Source organism: Thalassospira sp. Z349TD_5, assembly GCF_056173045.1.
The window spans coordinates 2,950,618-2,966,230 of the sequence record NZ_CM149654.1 but is presented as its reverse complement, the minus strand read 5'-3'; the positions used below and the strand labels follow the sequence as shown (position 1 = coordinate 2,966,230).

Annotated in this window: 12 protein-coding genes; 7 read left to right on the top strand and 5 right to left on the bottom strand. The window is 51.4% G+C overall.

Features of this window, described 5'->3' with window-relative positions:
* Positions 1-47: 47 nt before the first annotated feature.
* On the bottom strand, positions 48-2,132 hold the full coding sequence (locus AC0VXT_RS13770) for a SpoIIE family protein phosphatase (RefSeq protein ID WP_475545871.1): 2,085 nt from the start codon (positions 2,130-2,132) through the stop codon (positions 48-50).
* Between the two features lie 3 nt (positions 2,133-2,135).
* Positions 2,136-2,441: an STAS domain-containing protein gene (locus tag AC0VXT_RS13765; protein WP_475545870.1), complete on the bottom strand. Its 306-nt coding sequence runs from the start codon at positions 2,439-2,441 to the stop codon at positions 2,136-2,138.
* Positions 2,442-2,610: 169 nt separating this feature from the next.
* Between AC0VXT_RS13765 and AC0VXT_RS13760 the strand changes: the two genes are divergently transcribed.
* On the top strand, positions 2,611-4,218 hold the full coding sequence (locus AC0VXT_RS13760) for a sigma-54-dependent transcriptional regulator (RefSeq protein WP_475545869.1): 1,608 nt from the start codon (positions 2,611-2,613) through the stop codon (positions 4,216-4,218).
* A gap of 11 nt (positions 4,219-4,229) precedes the next feature.
* On the opposite strand, the gene cobD is transcribed toward AC0VXT_RS13760, so the two are convergent.
* Entirely contained in the window at positions 4,230-5,327 is a 1,098-nt protein-coding gene (gene cobD / locus AC0VXT_RS13755; RefSeq protein ID WP_475545868.1) for a threonine-phosphate decarboxylase CobD, read from the bottom strand.
* 155 nt (positions 5,328-5,482) lie between these two features.
* Here cobD and AC0VXT_RS13750 point away from each other — a divergent pair, with 155 nt between their 5' ends.
* Both AC0VXT_RS13750 and AC0VXT_RS13745 read left to right on the top strand, forming a co-directional pair.
* Entirely contained in the window at positions 5,483-6,373 is an 891-nt protein-coding gene (locus AC0VXT_RS13750) for a phytanoyl-CoA dioxygenase family protein (protein WP_475545867.1), read from the top strand.
* 35 nt (positions 6,374-6,408) lie between these two features.
* Positions 6,409-8,949 (top strand): hybrid sensor histidine kinase/response regulator, encoded by a 2,541-nt coding sequence (locus AC0VXT_RS13745; RefSeq protein ID WP_475545866.1) that lies wholly within the window; start codon positions 6,409-6,411, stop codon positions 8,947-8,949.
* Between the two features lie 86 nt (positions 8,950-9,035).
* Here AC0VXT_RS13745 and AC0VXT_RS13740 read toward each other — a convergent pair whose 3' ends face one another.
* Positions 9,036-10,187, bottom strand: a complete 1,152-nt coding sequence (locus AC0VXT_RS13740; protein WP_475545865.1) for a M24 family metallopeptidase — start codon at positions 10,185-10,187, stop codon at positions 9,036-9,038.
* A 288-nt stretch (positions 10,188-10,475) separates the two neighbouring features.
* Here AC0VXT_RS13740 and AC0VXT_RS13735 point away from each other — a divergent pair, with 288 nt between their 5' ends.
* The 4 genes from AC0VXT_RS13735 to AC0VXT_RS13720 all read left to right on the top strand — a co-directional run bounded on the left by AC0VXT_RS13735 (position 10,476) and on the right by AC0VXT_RS13720 (position 14,367).
* Positions 10,476-10,676: a hypothetical protein gene (locus AC0VXT_RS13735; protein WP_276653920.1), complete on the top strand. Its 201-nt coding sequence runs from the start codon at positions 10,476-10,478 to the stop codon at positions 10,674-10,676.
* Positions 10,677-10,803: 127 nt separating this feature from the next.
* A complete protein-coding gene (locus AC0VXT_RS13730; protein ID WP_475545864.1) occupies positions 10,804-11,529 on the top strand; it encodes a glycerophosphodiester phosphodiesterase in 726 nt (241 codons plus the stop codon).
* Positions 11,530-11,730: 201 nt separating this feature from the next.
* Complete coding sequence (locus AC0VXT_RS13725) at positions 11,731-12,870, top strand: ABC transporter substrate-binding protein (RefSeq protein ID WP_475545863.1); 1,140 nt, start codon at positions 11,731-11,733, stop codon at positions 12,868-12,870.
* A 45-nt stretch (positions 12,871-12,915) separates the two neighbouring features.
* The gene (locus AC0VXT_RS13720) at positions 12,916-14,367 is read left to right on the top strand and encodes a GGDEF domain-containing protein (RefSeq protein ID WP_475545862.1); all 1,452 of its coding nucleotides are present in this window, start codon (positions 12,916-12,918) and stop codon (positions 14,365-14,367) included.
* An 81-nt stretch (positions 14,368-14,448) separates the two neighbouring features.
* Here AC0VXT_RS13720 and rodA read toward each other — a convergent pair whose 3' ends face one another.
* Complete coding sequence (rodA, locus tag AC0VXT_RS13715; RefSeq protein ID WP_475545861.1) at positions 14,449-15,612, bottom strand: rod shape-determining protein RodA; 1,164 nt, start codon at positions 15,610-15,612, stop codon at positions 14,449-14,451.
* Position 15,613: the final 1 nt, after the last annotated feature.

The window sequence follows — 15,613 nt, the reverse complement described above, 5'->3', positions numbered from 1 at the left end:
GCGATAAGGTTTATCGCGGATTTTTCCAAACTTCATGTTTTCGGGTTTTATTGCGGCTCGTCGCGGGCAGTAAAGCCATCTGCGCCATTTGCTGATTGCAGTGAGACGACCGTAAAATCATCGGAAAGCTGCACAGGGGCCCGGTCCATGAACTGGTCGGCAATTTGGGCGGCCAAATCAACATCGCTGCTGCTTTCCATGACGGTTTCATGCACCATTGAAAGCAGTTTTTCCTCACTTAGGAACTGACCATCATCCAACGTTGTTTCGATCAGGGCGTCGCTGTAAAGCAGCAGGAAGCTGTTTTGGTCAAACGGCACTTCACGGGTTTCGTAGCGCCCGTCACGAATAACGCCCAAAGGAACACCAGATCCATCAAGATAGCGTGCCGCACCGGTTGTACTGTCTCCCAGTAGCGGCGATGTACAGGCCGCACTGGCGTAGGAGAATGTTGCCTTGTTTCGATCAATGATCCCATAGAGCATGGTGGCATATTGCCCGATTGGCAAAAGCCCCTTGAGATGCCGGTTAAGATTGCTGAGATACGCACCGGGATCAGGGTCGCGTATCTGGTCTGACCATATCAGGGAGTGCAGTCGAAACGTATTTAACGCTGCCCCCAATCCATGCCCCGCAAAATCAACGATATAGACCCCCAACCGCTGCGCATCAATTGGCACAAGACCCCACATGTCCCCGCCAAGCTCTGATGACATCTGGAAGGTCGCACTGATCCGCATACCGTAATCAAATCCGGTCCCGCGATATTGTTCGGGGGCAGGGTTAAGGTTTTCCTGCATGTCACGGGCAAGGTCGAGTTCCGATTGTGTCCGTTCACGATAAGCGCGAAGCTGTTTAACCAGAAGCCGATTTTCCAGATGGATTTTGGTCCGTGCGATCAGCTCAGCCTTATTGAGCGGCTTAAGGATAAGATCCGTTGCACCGTCATCGAAAATCCTTGTGCGACCTTCATTTTCTTCGAGTGCAGTCTGGGCAATGATTGGCGTTTCGGCAAATTGCGGATCGGCGCGCAGGGCTTTGCAAACCTCATACCCATCAAGTTTCGGCATGATGATGTCGAGAATTATAAGATCCGGGTTATGGGCTTTTGCCTGGGACAGGGCATCTTCACCGTCCTTGGCAAACACAAGGTTCGTAAAGCCGTCCGACCGCAGGTAAGACGCGATGATTTCACGTGATAGCATTGTGTCATCGGCGATCAGGATGGTTGCGTTTTGTGGGGTGCGCAGCCCGGTGTCTGGCTCGGCATTACCTTGTTCACCAAATTCTCGGGCAAAGGCCGGATCGGCTGGAAGAACATCTGATTCGATCTGATCAAAGGTCAATGTGATGGTTCGGCCACCGCGTGCAAATGTTACGGAATGGCATAGGCTTTTAATCAGAGGAAGACCACGGCCAAAAGTGGAATCCTGACCTGGCATTGCGGTCTCGTCTGTTTCCTTGCGCGGTGTGAAGCCAGAACCCTGATCGTTGATTGATACAACAATGTGGCCATTCTTGCGCTTTTTGGCTGTCAATACGATTGCTCGGTTACCATAGGTCGCCGATGCAAGCCGTTTGTTGGTTTCGTCACCAAGCTCGTTGAAGCGGTCCATTGTCAGGTGGCCGCTGGTTTCAAGGGCGAGATTTCCGTGAATCAGGGAATTGGCAAATGCTTCCTGAACCGCCATTTCAACGGCCGGTGCAGTTGCCTCGGTGATCAGGCCGCGGTGACGCAAAGCGGTAACGAATTTTCGCGCAACCGGCAGGTGATAGGCACTGCGTGTTGAAAGACAAACAAGCAGGTTATGTTTGGATTTAGGATCGTTTCCGATGAGAGGGCAAAGATCGCCAAGATCCATCCCGTCAAAACACTCTATGAAGTTGTCGGAATTTAACCGGATCAGGCTTCCTAGCCATTCGCGACCGAGATCACTTGGCAGCAGGCAGCAGGAAAAACGTGCGGAGTTTGAAAGGTCTTCTGGGCTGTTGCCGATAGCATATTCAAAGGGTGTCGGATCGGACCGGTCCCAAATATTTGCACCCGTCAGCAGGCATCCAACGTCATCAGATGAAAGCGATTGCGGAACTGCGACAATAAGGGAGGAGTGGTCATCAATATCCGACTCCATGAATTAGTCTTCCAGTTTGAAAAGCGTGTCAAAGCGGGCTACTTCAAGCATCCGTTTGACCTGACCCTGCGCCCCGCGAAGGATGACAGTTGCACGGGATTTTTCGCCTTCGTCGCGGGCCAGCAACAGCATGCCTAAACCAGCAGAATCGATAAACTCGATGCCGGATACGTCAAGTACGTGTGTTTCGGACTGATGCGCACGCATTTCCTCGACCAATTTGCGAAAACTGGAGTGGTCCCCAAATGTGAACCTACCATTTAATTCTACGGTAGTTGTTTTGTTGGTTTGCTCGGTAGTGTAGTTCAAACCCTGATACTCCTGGTGGCGGGCAATCTAGTTAAAAATATGTTTTTTTTAACCTTAGTCTGATTGTGTATCGTTTAGATTGACACTGCAAGAATGTTAGCAGTTGTGGCAGCCATGCCACAATCGGTATGATTAACCATAATGGCTATATCGGGGCACAACAGAGAAAATGCCAGAGCAGGCACGTATTGTAATTGTGGAGGATACCCTGTCGCTTGCGCGGGTGTATCAGGACTACCTACGTGCCGATGGTCATTTGGTCGAGCATGTACTCAATGGTTCTGACGCCATTGAAGGCCTGCGCCAGAACCCGCCAGACGTTCTGGTTCTTGATCTGGTGCTGCCCGATATGGATGGCCGCGAAGTTTTGCGAAGTGCTTCGCATATTTGTCCCGAATGTAAAATCGTGGTGATTACCGCCCATGGATCGGTCAATGTTGCGGTTGAGGCCATGCGCGAAGGGGCTTGGGATTTTCTGCTCAAACCTTTCGCCGCGGACAAATTACGCGAAACGGTCAAAAATGCGTTGGCGGGGCCATCGGTCCTACCGCTTAAGAATGTTGAAGAATTCGGGGATCACGACACCGACCAGATGTATTTTGACATCATCGGCGGGTCGGAAAATATGCGCGACATCTATCGCATTATTGAAAATGCAGCCCCAAGTCGTGCGACCGTCTTTATCACCGGTGAATCCGGGACTGGTAAGGAACTGGCCGCCGAGGCCATCCACAGTCGTTCCGAACGATCAAGCGATCCGTTCATCCCGCTAAACTGCGGTGCGATTCCCAAAGATTTGATGGAAAGCGAGATTTTTGGTCACGTCAAAGGGGCGTTTACCGGGGCGGTTGCTGATCGCGAAGGGGCTGCACACCGTGCGGCGGATGGTACACTGTTTCTCGACGAAATCTGCGAGATGGATCTCGACCTTCAGACAAAGTTACTTCGGTTTATTCAAACCGGGACGTTCCAGAAAGTGGGCGGTAGTTCGCTTGAAACAGTTGATGTCAGGTTTGTCTGTGCGACGAACCGTGACCCGCTTGAAGAAGTGCGCACCGGTCGGTTCCGCGAAGATTTATATTACCGCCTGCATGTCATTCCGTTGCATATGCCGCCGTTGCGTGATCGTGACAAAGACATTCTGCAAATCGCGAATTTCTATCTGCAGCGCTACAACCGCGAAGAAGGCCGTGATTTCGAAAGGTTCACGCCGGAAGTATCTGCATTGTTTGCCAGCTATTCGTGGCCGGGCAACATTCGTCAGTTGCAAAACATCATCCGCAACATTGTTGTTCTGAATAACGGCACGGAAGTAACCCTTGCGATGGTGCCGCGTCCGGTCAACAGCAGCACCGATGGTGACCAGTTTACGTCGGCAACAATCGAAGCACCGCCACCCCATCCGGGCGTCTCCAATGATGCGGGAAACTCTGCGCGTTTGTGGGAAGGTGATCCCGAAGCACTGGCGTTTCTGGCTGGTGCACGTCAAATGCGCAAAGTTGTCGAAAATCGCCAGTCGCAAAATGCGGATAATCTTGTCGGAATGTCGGTGGGGGCCAATGCAAACGATCCGATGGCAATTCCGTCAATACCGCAAACCTCAGGTGGATTGGGATATTCGGAAATCCGGCCCCTTTGGCTTGTTGAAAAACAGGCTATTGAGGAGGCGATTGAGCGGTGTGGTGGATCAATCCCGCGCGCCGCCGACGCACTTGGCGTCAGTCCATCAACGATATATCGTAAAAAGCAGGCATGGGAAGACGGCAGCATTCATTAAAGCCCGTCTGTCTATATCGCCAAGGCCTGAAAGGCCACTTCTAGCCGGTTCCAGTCGTCCTCTGTGCCGGGAAGGCCAAAGCGTACCTTTGTTTCATCATGTTCAAACAGCCGAACCAAAATACCCTTGCGGGCCAAATGATCGGCAATGTTGCCTGCCAATGGCCCGTCAAACAGCAAAAAAAGCGGCGTTGCCGCAACGCATTTTAACGGGCTGTGATCTGTCACCAGAGCTTCAAGTCGGTCGCGATCTTTTCTAAGACGATCACGTGTTGCCTGTTGCCAATCGTGATCGGCAAAGGCAAGGGTCGCGACTTCCATTGAGGGGCCGGGAATGGCCCATGGCCCAATGCGTTCTTCAAGGTCACGCGTCAGCGGGGGTGAAAGGACCACACAGCCAATTCTGACCCCGGCTAGGCCAAAGAACTTGCCAAAAGATCGCAGCACAAGGGTCTTGGGCAGTTTATCAATGTTCGGACAAACCGATTGGTCCGGTTCGCAATCGATAAAGGCCTCATCAACAATCAGCCAATTGTTCGACTGATTGGCCAAATTGGATAGGTCGGTGATATCGGATGCAGGGATCAGGGCGCCGTCGGGGTTGTTCGGGTTAACCAGAATGACAACCGTGCCAGAAATGCCCGTTTCAAACAGCGACCGGGCCAATTCCAATCGTTCCATCGCAGGGATGTTATGGTGTGTACAGGCATGACCTGCACGTTGCCAGCACCGACCATGCTCGGCATAGGTTGGGCCAAGAATATGCACGGCGCTGATGCGGCTGTGATCGCGCAGCCAAAACGGAATGGTTTGAATAAGCGACTGGGTGCCTGCTGTGCAGACAAGGTGATCGGGCGACGGCAGTTGATAGTATTGGCTGGCAGCGTTTTTGAGCGCCGCCAATTCGCTGCCAAGTGGCAGGCGCTGCCAGTGATGAGCGGCAATTTGGGGAACAGGATATCCAACCGGATTGATGCCGGTTGACAGATCAAGCCAGTTTTCGACCGCGATGCCGTATTTTTGCGCGGCAAGATCAATCGACCCACCATGATTGATGGGCGTTGTATCTGTCGGGGTCGTTTGGGTTTTATGCATTGTCTTGTCTGTCATCTACTCTGTCATCGTCAGCGATGACCCCAGTTTCGTGATGATGTCATTTTCCGATCAACCTTGGATCACCATAACCAAAAGGCAGGCAAGACGCACTTGCCTTGGTTGTGTTGACTGCGTATCGTCCGGCCACTCTCAATACCGGACATTGACCGATGATCACACCGAAAAACGCCACACAGCCAGATGAATGGCAAAAGATCAACCCGCAGCTTTCGATCACCAATTCGCAAAACGGATGTGTCGATATCGCGACGATTGGGGCGTTAAAGGATGGTTTCGATGCTTCGGAATTGTCTGAGCGATTTTGGGACGAGGGATACTTCCTGATAGAGGACATCCTGCCAACCGATGCGCTGGCGACATTGCGCGAGGGGATCGAAACTCTTGTGCGCCATGATTTGCCGCCCGCCATGATTTATCTTTATGACGAGGCGTGGCAGATCTTTATGCGTTTGCGTCCATTGCTTAGTCATTTTCTTGGCGACCGGTTGGCACTTTTACCGCATTTTTGGGCGTGGCACGTTGACCCGCGTGAGGATGGACGTGGATGGCCACCACATCGCGATTATCAGGGCGAAAGCGCCCTTGGCGATGACATGGTGATCAGTTTGTCGCTTTGGGTGCCACTTAGCGTTGCAACACCACAGAACGGTTGCATGTATGTATTGCCGCGTTCTTTTGAGAGGTGTTATGGTCGCAATGTTACTAAACCAAAAGATGTGAATTTGCAGGACGTTCGGGCATTGCCAGCCAGTCCCGGTGCGGTGATGGGGTGGCGACAGGACTTGTATCACTGGGGCGGGCGCGCATCCAGACATGCGACAGAACCCAGAATAAGTCTTTCGCTGGAATTTCAGAATGCCGCCTTTGACCCACTTGCAGAACAGCTTTTGGAACTGGATCGGCCTCCGGAATTTCTGCAACGTCTGGAATTGATTGCGTCACAGTTTGAAAAATACAAACACATGCAATCGATTGCCCCGGAAACCGTTAAATGGGCAAGGGCCGTTCTTGAGCAATGCGCGATTGTCCGGGGTGTTTGATCGCCAGTGACGCAATGGGGAAAAAGGGTGCCTAAATGCTTCGGATACTGACCTTTGCCGGTATCACTCTGGCAGTCTTTTTGGCCATCACGCCGATTTTTCTTTTTTACTCATCGCTGTCTGACGCGACCGTTGGCACGTTCACTTTTTCGATGCTTGCCATGGTGGAAACCATTGCCTTGCTGACGCTTGCAATCAGCTGGATGGTTTACGAACTGACCAAACGCAAACAGTATGTTTTTGTCGTTTTGATCATGCTGTTCTTATTGATTGGCGACATTCTGGGCATACCGCATTTGCTAGGGGACCAGTTTGTTCTTGGCCGTGAACAGGCCATTGGAACATTCGTCGGACTTTTGGTTTTGGTCATGCGGTTTGCCGCGGCATTTATGATGGTGATGAGCTGGCATGCCGCGAATAAAAGCGATCAGATTTTTGTTCAGGATCGCGTCGTCGTTGCAACGATTGTTATTCTGGTTGTCGGCGGCTTGGCCATGATGGTTCCCATTTCGCTGCATCCTGACATCAACTTCGGTATGCAGCATGTGCTGTATGATGTCGGGACCCTGATACTGGCGCCGACGGCCATGTTGATGGCGATCGGTGCCGCGGGTTATATGGTGCGCTGTTCTGTACGCTTTTCGCTGGCTGAGGCGATGCTCTGTACTAGTATGTTAATCGGCACATTCAATCATTTGGCCTTGTTTGTCTTCGAAGCTGATAGCGTGGAGCTGATTGCCCGGTTCATTATCCCGTCACGGATCATAAGCTATAGCTTTGCCTTGGGTTTTGTTCTGCTGTCCTTGCGCAACCATTATCGCCAGTCATATCTTGCCAGTTCGGCAAAAAGTGAATTTCTGGCAACCATGAGCCATGAAATTCGCACACCGCTCAATGGTGTTCTCGGGCTTGCACAATTGCTCCATGACACGCGCCTTGATAACGATCAGCGCGAACGGGTTGATGGTATTTTGTCATCGGGCAGGGCGTTGATGGCTTTGCTTAATGATATTCTCGATATGAGCAAGATCGAGTCTGGTCGGGTAGAACTGGAGAACCGGTCATTTTACCCGTCCGACGTGACCTCCGATTTGAAAAACTTTGTCGGAACCATTGCGGCGGAAAAGAACCTGTCGGTGATTTGCAAAGATGAGGTCCTTCAGAACCTTGTCTTTTGGGGAGATGAAGTCCGGCTGCGTCAGATTTTGTGGAACCTGTTGTCCAATGCGGTGAAATTTACCCGCAAAGGTTCGGTTCGCCTTGAAATCAATAAAATAGATCCGAATCAAAAGCCTGAAGAGGGTGTGCGCAGCCTTCGGGACGGGGAAGTGCTGTATCATTTCGCGGTGATCGACACCGGTATCGGAATAGCGCAGGAACGGCTGACCCAGATTTTTGCACCTTTCACTCAGGCCGATAATTCGACAATGCGTCAATATGGTGGAACCGGACTCGGGCTGTCGATTGCCTTTAGCCTGACGGAGCTTATGGGAGGTAAAATGACGGTTAGCAGTGTTGAACGGCATGGGACGCGGTTTGACCTCTGGCTTCCATTCAAGACTGAAATCGAAAGCACTGAACACCATCCACATTACGAAAAAACTGTCGATGACGGCGGTACTGTCTTGGCCGGTGCGCGGGTTCTTGTCGTCGAAGACAACGAAATCAATGCCAAGGTAATTGCGGCAATGATCAAGCGGCATGATTTGATCGTTGAAGTCGTACCCAACGGTCGCGAAGCTGTTCAGGCATTTCGTAATAATGACTATGACATCATCCTGATGGATGCACATATGCCGGTTCTTGATGGCGAGGGTGCGACCCGCCATATCCGTGAACTCGAACGGTTTTCAGGAGGTTTGCGCATTCCGATTATTTGTGTGACGGCAGATGCCTTTAACGACCGGCATCGCGATTTTCTTGCGGCGGGGATGGATGATGTCCTGACCAAGCCGGTGGAAGAACGTAAGCTTTACAGCACACTTTTGAGGTTCCTGCGCAATCGTCCACGTATTTCTCCTCGTTTGGAAAGCGATCAGGTTGATGTGGTTCCCTTGGAACTGGCATTGCAGCCCAAGGCGCCGACTGCACGAGCAACTGATACCAAGACACCGGATGTATCCGATGATGCTGCTTTGGGTGACATGTCATCGCTAAAGGACCATATACCGAACTCGGATGGCGAAACTGCTGATAATGTTGATGATGACCAACGCAGTGCAGACAAAGAGACAATAATGAATTTGATTGATAACAGCCGGTTCGATGAAATGTGTTCAGCGCTTGGAAAAGATCAATTTTCGATGCTGATTAATCTGTTGCCTGCATCCTATCAGGAAGAACGCGTCAAGATCGTTGAGGCGATCAATAGCGGCGATCGCGCAGCTCTGCGCCGGGCCGCACACACCATTAAGGGCATGGCGGGAAACCTTGCCGCGCAGAAGCTGGCAGACGATGCGCGTGAACTTGAAAAATATGACGGTGCATTTGATGATGCAATTCATGCCCGTATTGCCGAGCTTGATAAACTGGCCGAAGACACGATTGCTGAAATGCATGCAGCATTACGCGTTTGACGCGCTTTGCCAGAAATACGGATATGAATGCTGTTGCAGGACTTAGGAGGGCGGATCATTGCCACCCTCCTTTTTGGGTGTCTGGCCTAGCGGGTGATCAGGTCATGGCCGTGGCGTGAGACGCTTTCATTGCCGGTTTCCGTCACGATGACCGAATGACCGGGGCACATCGCAATCCCGCTGTCGCTGTCCATCAGGATCATGTGCAGGAAGAAAACCATGCCCGGTTCGGCAATGACCGGGTTGCCGTGATAAAACATCGGCCAATCCATCCAGTTTGGGGCAAATGTCGTTCCCATTGAATAGCCGCAGGCATTCAGGCGATGATCCTTCATGCCGCCAGCATCGCAAACACGCGCATAGGCATCAAAAACCTTGCCAATGGGCTCGCCGGGTCGCAATGCCTCGCGGCAGGCGGCCAAGGCATCGGTTGCGACCTTATGCATTTCGATATGACGAGGCAGGGCATCGCCGACCGGAATGGTGCGCATCATGGCTGCGTGATAGTGGCGATAGGCCCCTGCCCATTCGAGCGTGATTTGATCGGTGTTGGCAATATGTTTGCGGCCGGTGAAATAGCGGCACAAAAGTGCATCGCGACCTGCACCGATGATAAATTCATTGCCCGGATAATCTCCGCCACCGGCAAATACCGCACCTTGCATGGCAGCAAGAATATCGCCTTCGAATGCGCCGGCATGAACGGTCGAAAGGGCCGCGTCCCATGCGTCATCAGCAAGGCTGGCTGCGGTGCGAATATAGTCAAGTTCTGCCGGGCTTTTGACAACGCGCAATTCCGAAACAAGCCGCGATGCATCTTCAAGCTGGCAGAAGCCATCAAGTGCTGATTCCAGTTTCTTGCCATTGGCCGCAGTCAGGCCGTACGCCTCATACTCAACGCCAAGCTTTTTGCCAGAACAGCCAAACTCGGCAAGCATGTCGCGCAATTGCACTGCCGGGTTTACGTCCGGTCCGTCAACCCAGATACGAATGTCTTCGATGTCGGATGTGTGTTGTGCCTGACGAAGGTCTGGTGCACGGGTGATCAGGGCAACCTTTCCATCCGCGCCAAGATACAGACATTGAAAGAAAACATAGCCGAAGGTGTCATATCCGGTCAGATAGAACATGCTTTCCTGACGAAACATCAGGATCCCATCAAGCCCCGATTTTTCAAGTTTTTCAATGGTACGCGCACGACGGGTTGCGAGTTCCTGACGTTCAAAATGCAATGCCATAGACTGAGCCCCTGATGATCTCTTTGCCAAAAGCTAACAGAGAATTCGCACCTCAAATAGAAAAATAAACGTTTCAACGATAAAATAATGACAAATCGTTTCTGTTGATGGGAAGTAACTTTTTTGTTGTTTTTCATCTGATGCTTAAGCTGCTTGGCACCAAAAACTAAGATGCGGGCAATAGACATTCCTGTACAGTTGCCTACATGAAAGATAACGGCACGTTTTCTATCGTGGGAAAAAGCTCGTGCCGCCTACGCTCAGGACCATCCCATAAAGGAGGTTAAAGTGGCGAGCTTGAAAAAATTCTCAGGCGAGAGTGACGTGCATACGCCAGCCTATCGACGCAGGAATGCCCCCGCCTATGAGAACTGGCGACGCGACGATTTGTATCATTTGGCACAGAAGCGTGGCATCGAAAACCGTGCGGACATGAGCAATGAAGAACTCGCACGCGCATTAAGCAGCGTACAAAACAGTCTGTCCTAAAGCCTGTGAGCATCTGGTTTCAGTCGGGGCTTTTATAACGCTTTGATGAAATTGTCCGGTTGACCTTGTCGGGGTTGTATGGCGTGACTTACCTTTCAGTAGTCTTGGTTTTTGAAAGGTGACAGCTGTGAAACCGGTATTGGTCGTATCACATCGGGGTGACAATTTAAGTGCGCCGGAGAATACGCTTGCCAGCGCACAAAAGGCGGTGGCGGCCGGGGCCGATTATGTCGAGTTTGACGTACGCCAATCTGCCGATGGCGTTTTGTATGTCATGCACGATGACACTGTTGACCGGACCACCAATGGCACCGGCCTAATTGCCGAAATGACCAGTGAGCAGATTGATGGCCTTGATGCAGGGAGTTGGTTTTCACCGGATTTCGCGGGCGAGAGGGTGCCGCGTCTGGACGATTTTCTTGGCCGCATCAAAGGGCTTTGCAAAATCTATTGCGAGATCAAACAAGCCGATGTTGCTGCGGTGATCAAAATGCTGCGGAACTTCGGGTCGCCAGATGATGCCTTCCTGGGATCATTTTCAGCCGAAATTCGCCAAGAATACCGAACCATTGCGCCGGAAGTTCGCCGCAACATCCAGTTGCATGTCGCAGGATCACTTGAAAAAGCCATCCATCATGAGCAAGGCCATATATTCGAGTTTCTTGAAAGCAACATCACGCGGGACGATGTTCTAGAGGCCAAAAAACGTGGCCTTGAAACGATGATTTTTATCGATACCCCAAATACCGAACTGTTTGCTGAACTGGTGCGATGGCAGGTTGACTATGTTAATCTTGATCATGCCGCGCTTTTTCGGGCTGTACAGCAAGAAGTTCTGCTGGAAATGCAATAAATCAGCAGTTTGAACTGCTGTATTCCGAAGCCATGGAATGATTTCCCGAGCTCAAACTGTGAAATGCACAGTACCACGCGTTACAATCGACAGTTAACACGCTGGCGGGTTTGACCTGCTGGCGGGAATTGTCTATTGGATGCCCAATCGGATGGCGTGGTCTTGTGCGTGCTGTTGATCTGTTTGTTCTGGGGGTGAGACGTGCGGTTTTCTCTGCTGTGCCTGATGTGTGGGGTTGTGTTGTCATGGGGTATGCCAGCTTTTGCGCAGGCCAATGATACTGTTCAAACATCTGATCGGGTGCGTGTTGCCTTTATCAATCCGGGCTATGGTGATCGTGGCTTCTGGAAGGATGTCCGCGATACAATGCAGGTTGCCGCAGATCAGTTTGGATTTGATCTGTTCGTCTTTGACAGTAACCGTGACCAGAAAAAGATGATCGATAGTGCTCAGAGCGCTTTCGATATGAACCCACCCGCCGATTACATCATTGCCGTCAACGAACATCAGCAAGGCTCACGCATTGTTCTGGAAGCCGAGAAACGCAGCATTCCGGTCATCATGCTGCTCAATGGTCTGACCAAGCAGCAGAAAGAAAACATCGCTCAGGTAACCGGGGATGTGTCGGGACTGATTTTCACCTTGACGCCTGACAATGAGCGGGCAGGGTTTGAAATAGCACAGTCTTTGATCGATGGGGTGCGCTTATCGCATACCGGTGGCCTGCCAAGAACAATTTGCCTGCTGTCGATTGCCGGGGATCGGCACACGCCGGCATCCCTTCAACGGCTTGAAGGCCTTGATCTTGCTCTCAAGCAATTTCCTGTTTTGAATGAAAAACGTCGTTTGGTGGCCAATTGGTCTTTTGATGAGGCGTATCGGCAAACGGCGGCCTGGATTGCTGGTGGCCAATGTCTGGACGCTGTCTGGGCGGCAAATGACGATATTGCACTTGGCGCGATTGCCGCGATTGAACAGGCTGGTATGACGGCGGGCACAGATGTGTTTGTTGGTGGCCTGAATTGGTCGGAAAAGGGCATGCAAAATGTTGCCAATGGGAAAATGACCATGACCCATGGCGGGCACTTTCTTGCCGGCGCGTGGGTCATGGTTTTGCTAAATGATTATATCGCAGGCGTTGAAGTGCTCCATGATCATCCAGAGATATCGTTTGGGATGGAAGCGATTAATCAAGGAAACCTTGCGCATTTCGAACGCATCTTTGGCACACGAGACTGGAAAAATATCGATTTTTCCCAGTTCAGCCTTGAACATCAGACCTCGGGACGTGACTATTACTTTGGTGTAGAAGGTTTGGCTCGCACTCTTTCTAAAGACTAAATAACCTATCCCAAGATATATGGCAGGAAAGAAAAGGATACTGAAGTGGTGCTTCAACCCGATGACAAGCATGATGATGCGCTGGCCGGATTGAAGCTGGGCAGCACCATTGCGGCGCGTCAGTTGAAGTATTCCTTATTTCTCGCCGCGATCCTTGGCCTTTTGATCACGGCGTTTCAGGCCTATAACGACTATAGGTGGCTTTACGGCGTATATACGCAGGCCAATCAGCGGACAATCGCCAGCAACGTGCCTGTTGCAACGGAAGTTCTTAATAAGAGTGATCGCGAACTTGCCGATGTGATGGCGCGCGGAATGCTCAACCAAAGATCGATTGCGCGGATTACGCTTACGGACGCAGAGCACGGTATTTTCTTTGAGAAAAAGCGCCCATTGGGACAGATACCGGCATCGCGGTGGGCAGAAAAGCTATTTGGTGGGCTTCAGACTGTTGTCATTCCCGTGCGCGATCCAGATGCGCAATCTGCAACAGTCAGCGGCGAAATGATCATTGAGCTGAACCCGCAGGTCTATGTTTCAAGCTTTATGTCGCGTGTCGCTTGGTCATTCCTAAGCAATATGATCCTTGCTGTCATGATGGCCATGGCCTTTGCTGCGATGAGCTATTACGTGTTTTCCCGGCCGCTTGTGCATCTTGGTGATTATATCATCAAGGCAGACCCAACCGATTACGACCGTCCGATGGAAATGCCCCCGCATCATCGCCACGACGATGAAATTCAATTGTTGGGGTCGGTTACGGTTGGCTTGTTTGGCATGATCCGTGGGCAAGTTGGCCAGTTGCGCCGTGCACGCGACGAATTGCAGGACGCCAACGTCAATCTTGAAGCCAGAGTACAGCAACGCACAGAGGAACTAAAAGATGCGATGCAAAAACTTGAAGTTCTGGCATCGACCGATCCGCTGACGGGGCTTCCAAACCGGCGGGCTTATCTTGTGCGTCTTGAAGAAGCCATCTCTGTCTGGCGCCGTCGTGATACACCGATGTCGGTTATCCTGCTTGATATTGACCGGTTCAAGAATTTCAATGACACCCACGGCCATCAGGCTGGTGATGCTGTACTTGTTGCCTTGGCAACATCAATGAAGGCGACATTGCGCGATATTGATCTGCCTGCCCGGATGGGCGGCGAGGAGTTTGCCGTTCTTTTGCCCGGTGAAGAACTTGATGGTGCGATGAAGCTTGCCGAACGCTTGCGTGCGGAGTTTGAGAAGTCATACGTCAGTTATGGTGGGAACAAACTTTCATATACCGCGAGTTTTGGTGTGGCGGGGCTTCCATCCAGTTCCAGTGCGGCAACACTTGATGCCAAGGTTGTTCGCAATCTTGACGCGCTCAAATCCCGCGAGAACAGCGATATCTCAGCTCTGATTTATTCGCTGGCGGATCGTGCGCTGTACAATGCCAAAGAAACCGGTCGTAATCGCTGTGTCCTGACCGATTTCGAGATGCTTTTCGAACAAATCAACGTATGACCTGTCTGGATACCTAAGCACCGTTGAAATCATAATTTCTGAAATGCTTGGCGTGGCACTTGGGGAGCTGATGCCTCCGGGTTACTGACGTCCGTCGTCATTACCTTGCCGCGAGATGCGAATGTCGCGGTGGATGGACACACTCATCAAAAGGCCAAAGCTGACCAGAATGGTCATCATTACGGTGCCACCATAAGATACCAACGGTAAAGGCACGCCAACAACCGGGATCAGCCCCATGACCATCGCGATGTTGATAAAGACATACAAAAAGAATGTCGATGTCACTCCAATGGCAACCATGCGGCCAAATTGATTACGACAACGAAGCGCAATCACATAGCCATAGGTAATGACCAGGGCATAAAGCATTAGCAACGCAAGGCCACCAACAAGACCGAATTCTTCGCCAAGCATGGTAAAGATAAAGTCCGTCTGCTTTTCGGGTAGAAAGTTAAGGTGGCTTTGTGATCCAAGCATGAACCCTTTGCCAAACAGACCACCTGAGCCCAAAGCAATCTTTGATTGGGTAATGTGATACCCCGCACCCAACGGATCATTTTCCGGGTTCATAAACGTCAGGACACGGTTCTTTTGATAGTCACGCAGGAATTGCCAACCAATTGGAATAGCGGCAAGCGCACTGCCCAGAATGAGGCCAAATTTCCACATCCGAACCCCGGCAAGCCAGAAGATCACGCCGCCGCCAGCAACCAGCAGCAACGCTGTTCCAAGGTCAGGTTGGCGCAGGACAAGAGTCGCCGGGGCCAGAACCATCAAAAGAGGGGGAAGCAGCAATGTAATGCGCCCGGTTTCCTCAACTGTGAGGCCATGGAAATAACGTGCCAAGGCCAACACCAAAGAGATTTTCATCAATTCGGATGGTTGCAGCTGGAAAAAGCCAAGGTTGATCCAGCGCTGTGCCCCCATGCCGATATCGCCTTTGATTTCGACCCCGACAAGGAGCACAAGGGCGACGAAATACGAAAGATAGGCCAGCTTGAGCCAGATGCGGATATCGGTTATCGCGATGATGATCATCAAGGTCGCACCAATGCCAAAGCGCATCATCTGACGTTCTGCCCATGGCTCAAGCGATCCGTTTGCCGCCGAATACAGCATGGCAAACCCGATCCCCGAAAGCACCGTGATCAAGGCAACCAGTGTCCAGTTCAGGAGTAAGAGACGGCGTCCGATTGGAACGTAGTCTGGGTCTTCACCAATGCGATATTTGCTAAACGGCATG

Bases quoted from the DNA above. Each gene is read 5' to 3' on its own strand.
- AC0VXT_RS13770 (WP_475545871.1), bottom strand. From the start codon at position 2,132: ATGGAGTCGGATATTGATGACCACTCCTCCCTTATTGTCGCAGTTCCG.
- AC0VXT_RS13760 (WP_475545869.1), top strand. From the start codon at position 2,611: ATGCCAGAGCAGGCACGTATTGTAATTGTGGAGGATACCCTGTCGCTT.
- cobD (WP_475545868.1), bottom strand. From the start codon at position 5,327: ATGACAGACAAGACAATGCATAAAACCCAAACGACCCCGACAGATACA.
- AC0VXT_RS13750 (WP_475545867.1), top strand. From the start codon at position 5,483: ATGATCACACCGAAAAACGCCACACAGCCAGATGAATGGCAAAAGATC.
- AC0VXT_RS13745 (WP_475545866.1), top strand. From the start codon at position 6,409: ATGCTTCGGATACTGACCTTTGCCGGTATCACTCTGGCAGTCTTTTTG.
- AC0VXT_RS13740 (WP_475545865.1), bottom strand. From the start codon at position 10,187: ATGGCATTGCATTTTGAACGTCAGGAACTCGCAACCCGTCGTGCGCGT.
- rodA (WP_475545861.1), bottom strand. From the start codon at position 15,612: ATGCCGTTTAGCAAATATCGCATTGGTGAAGACCCAGACTACGTTCCA.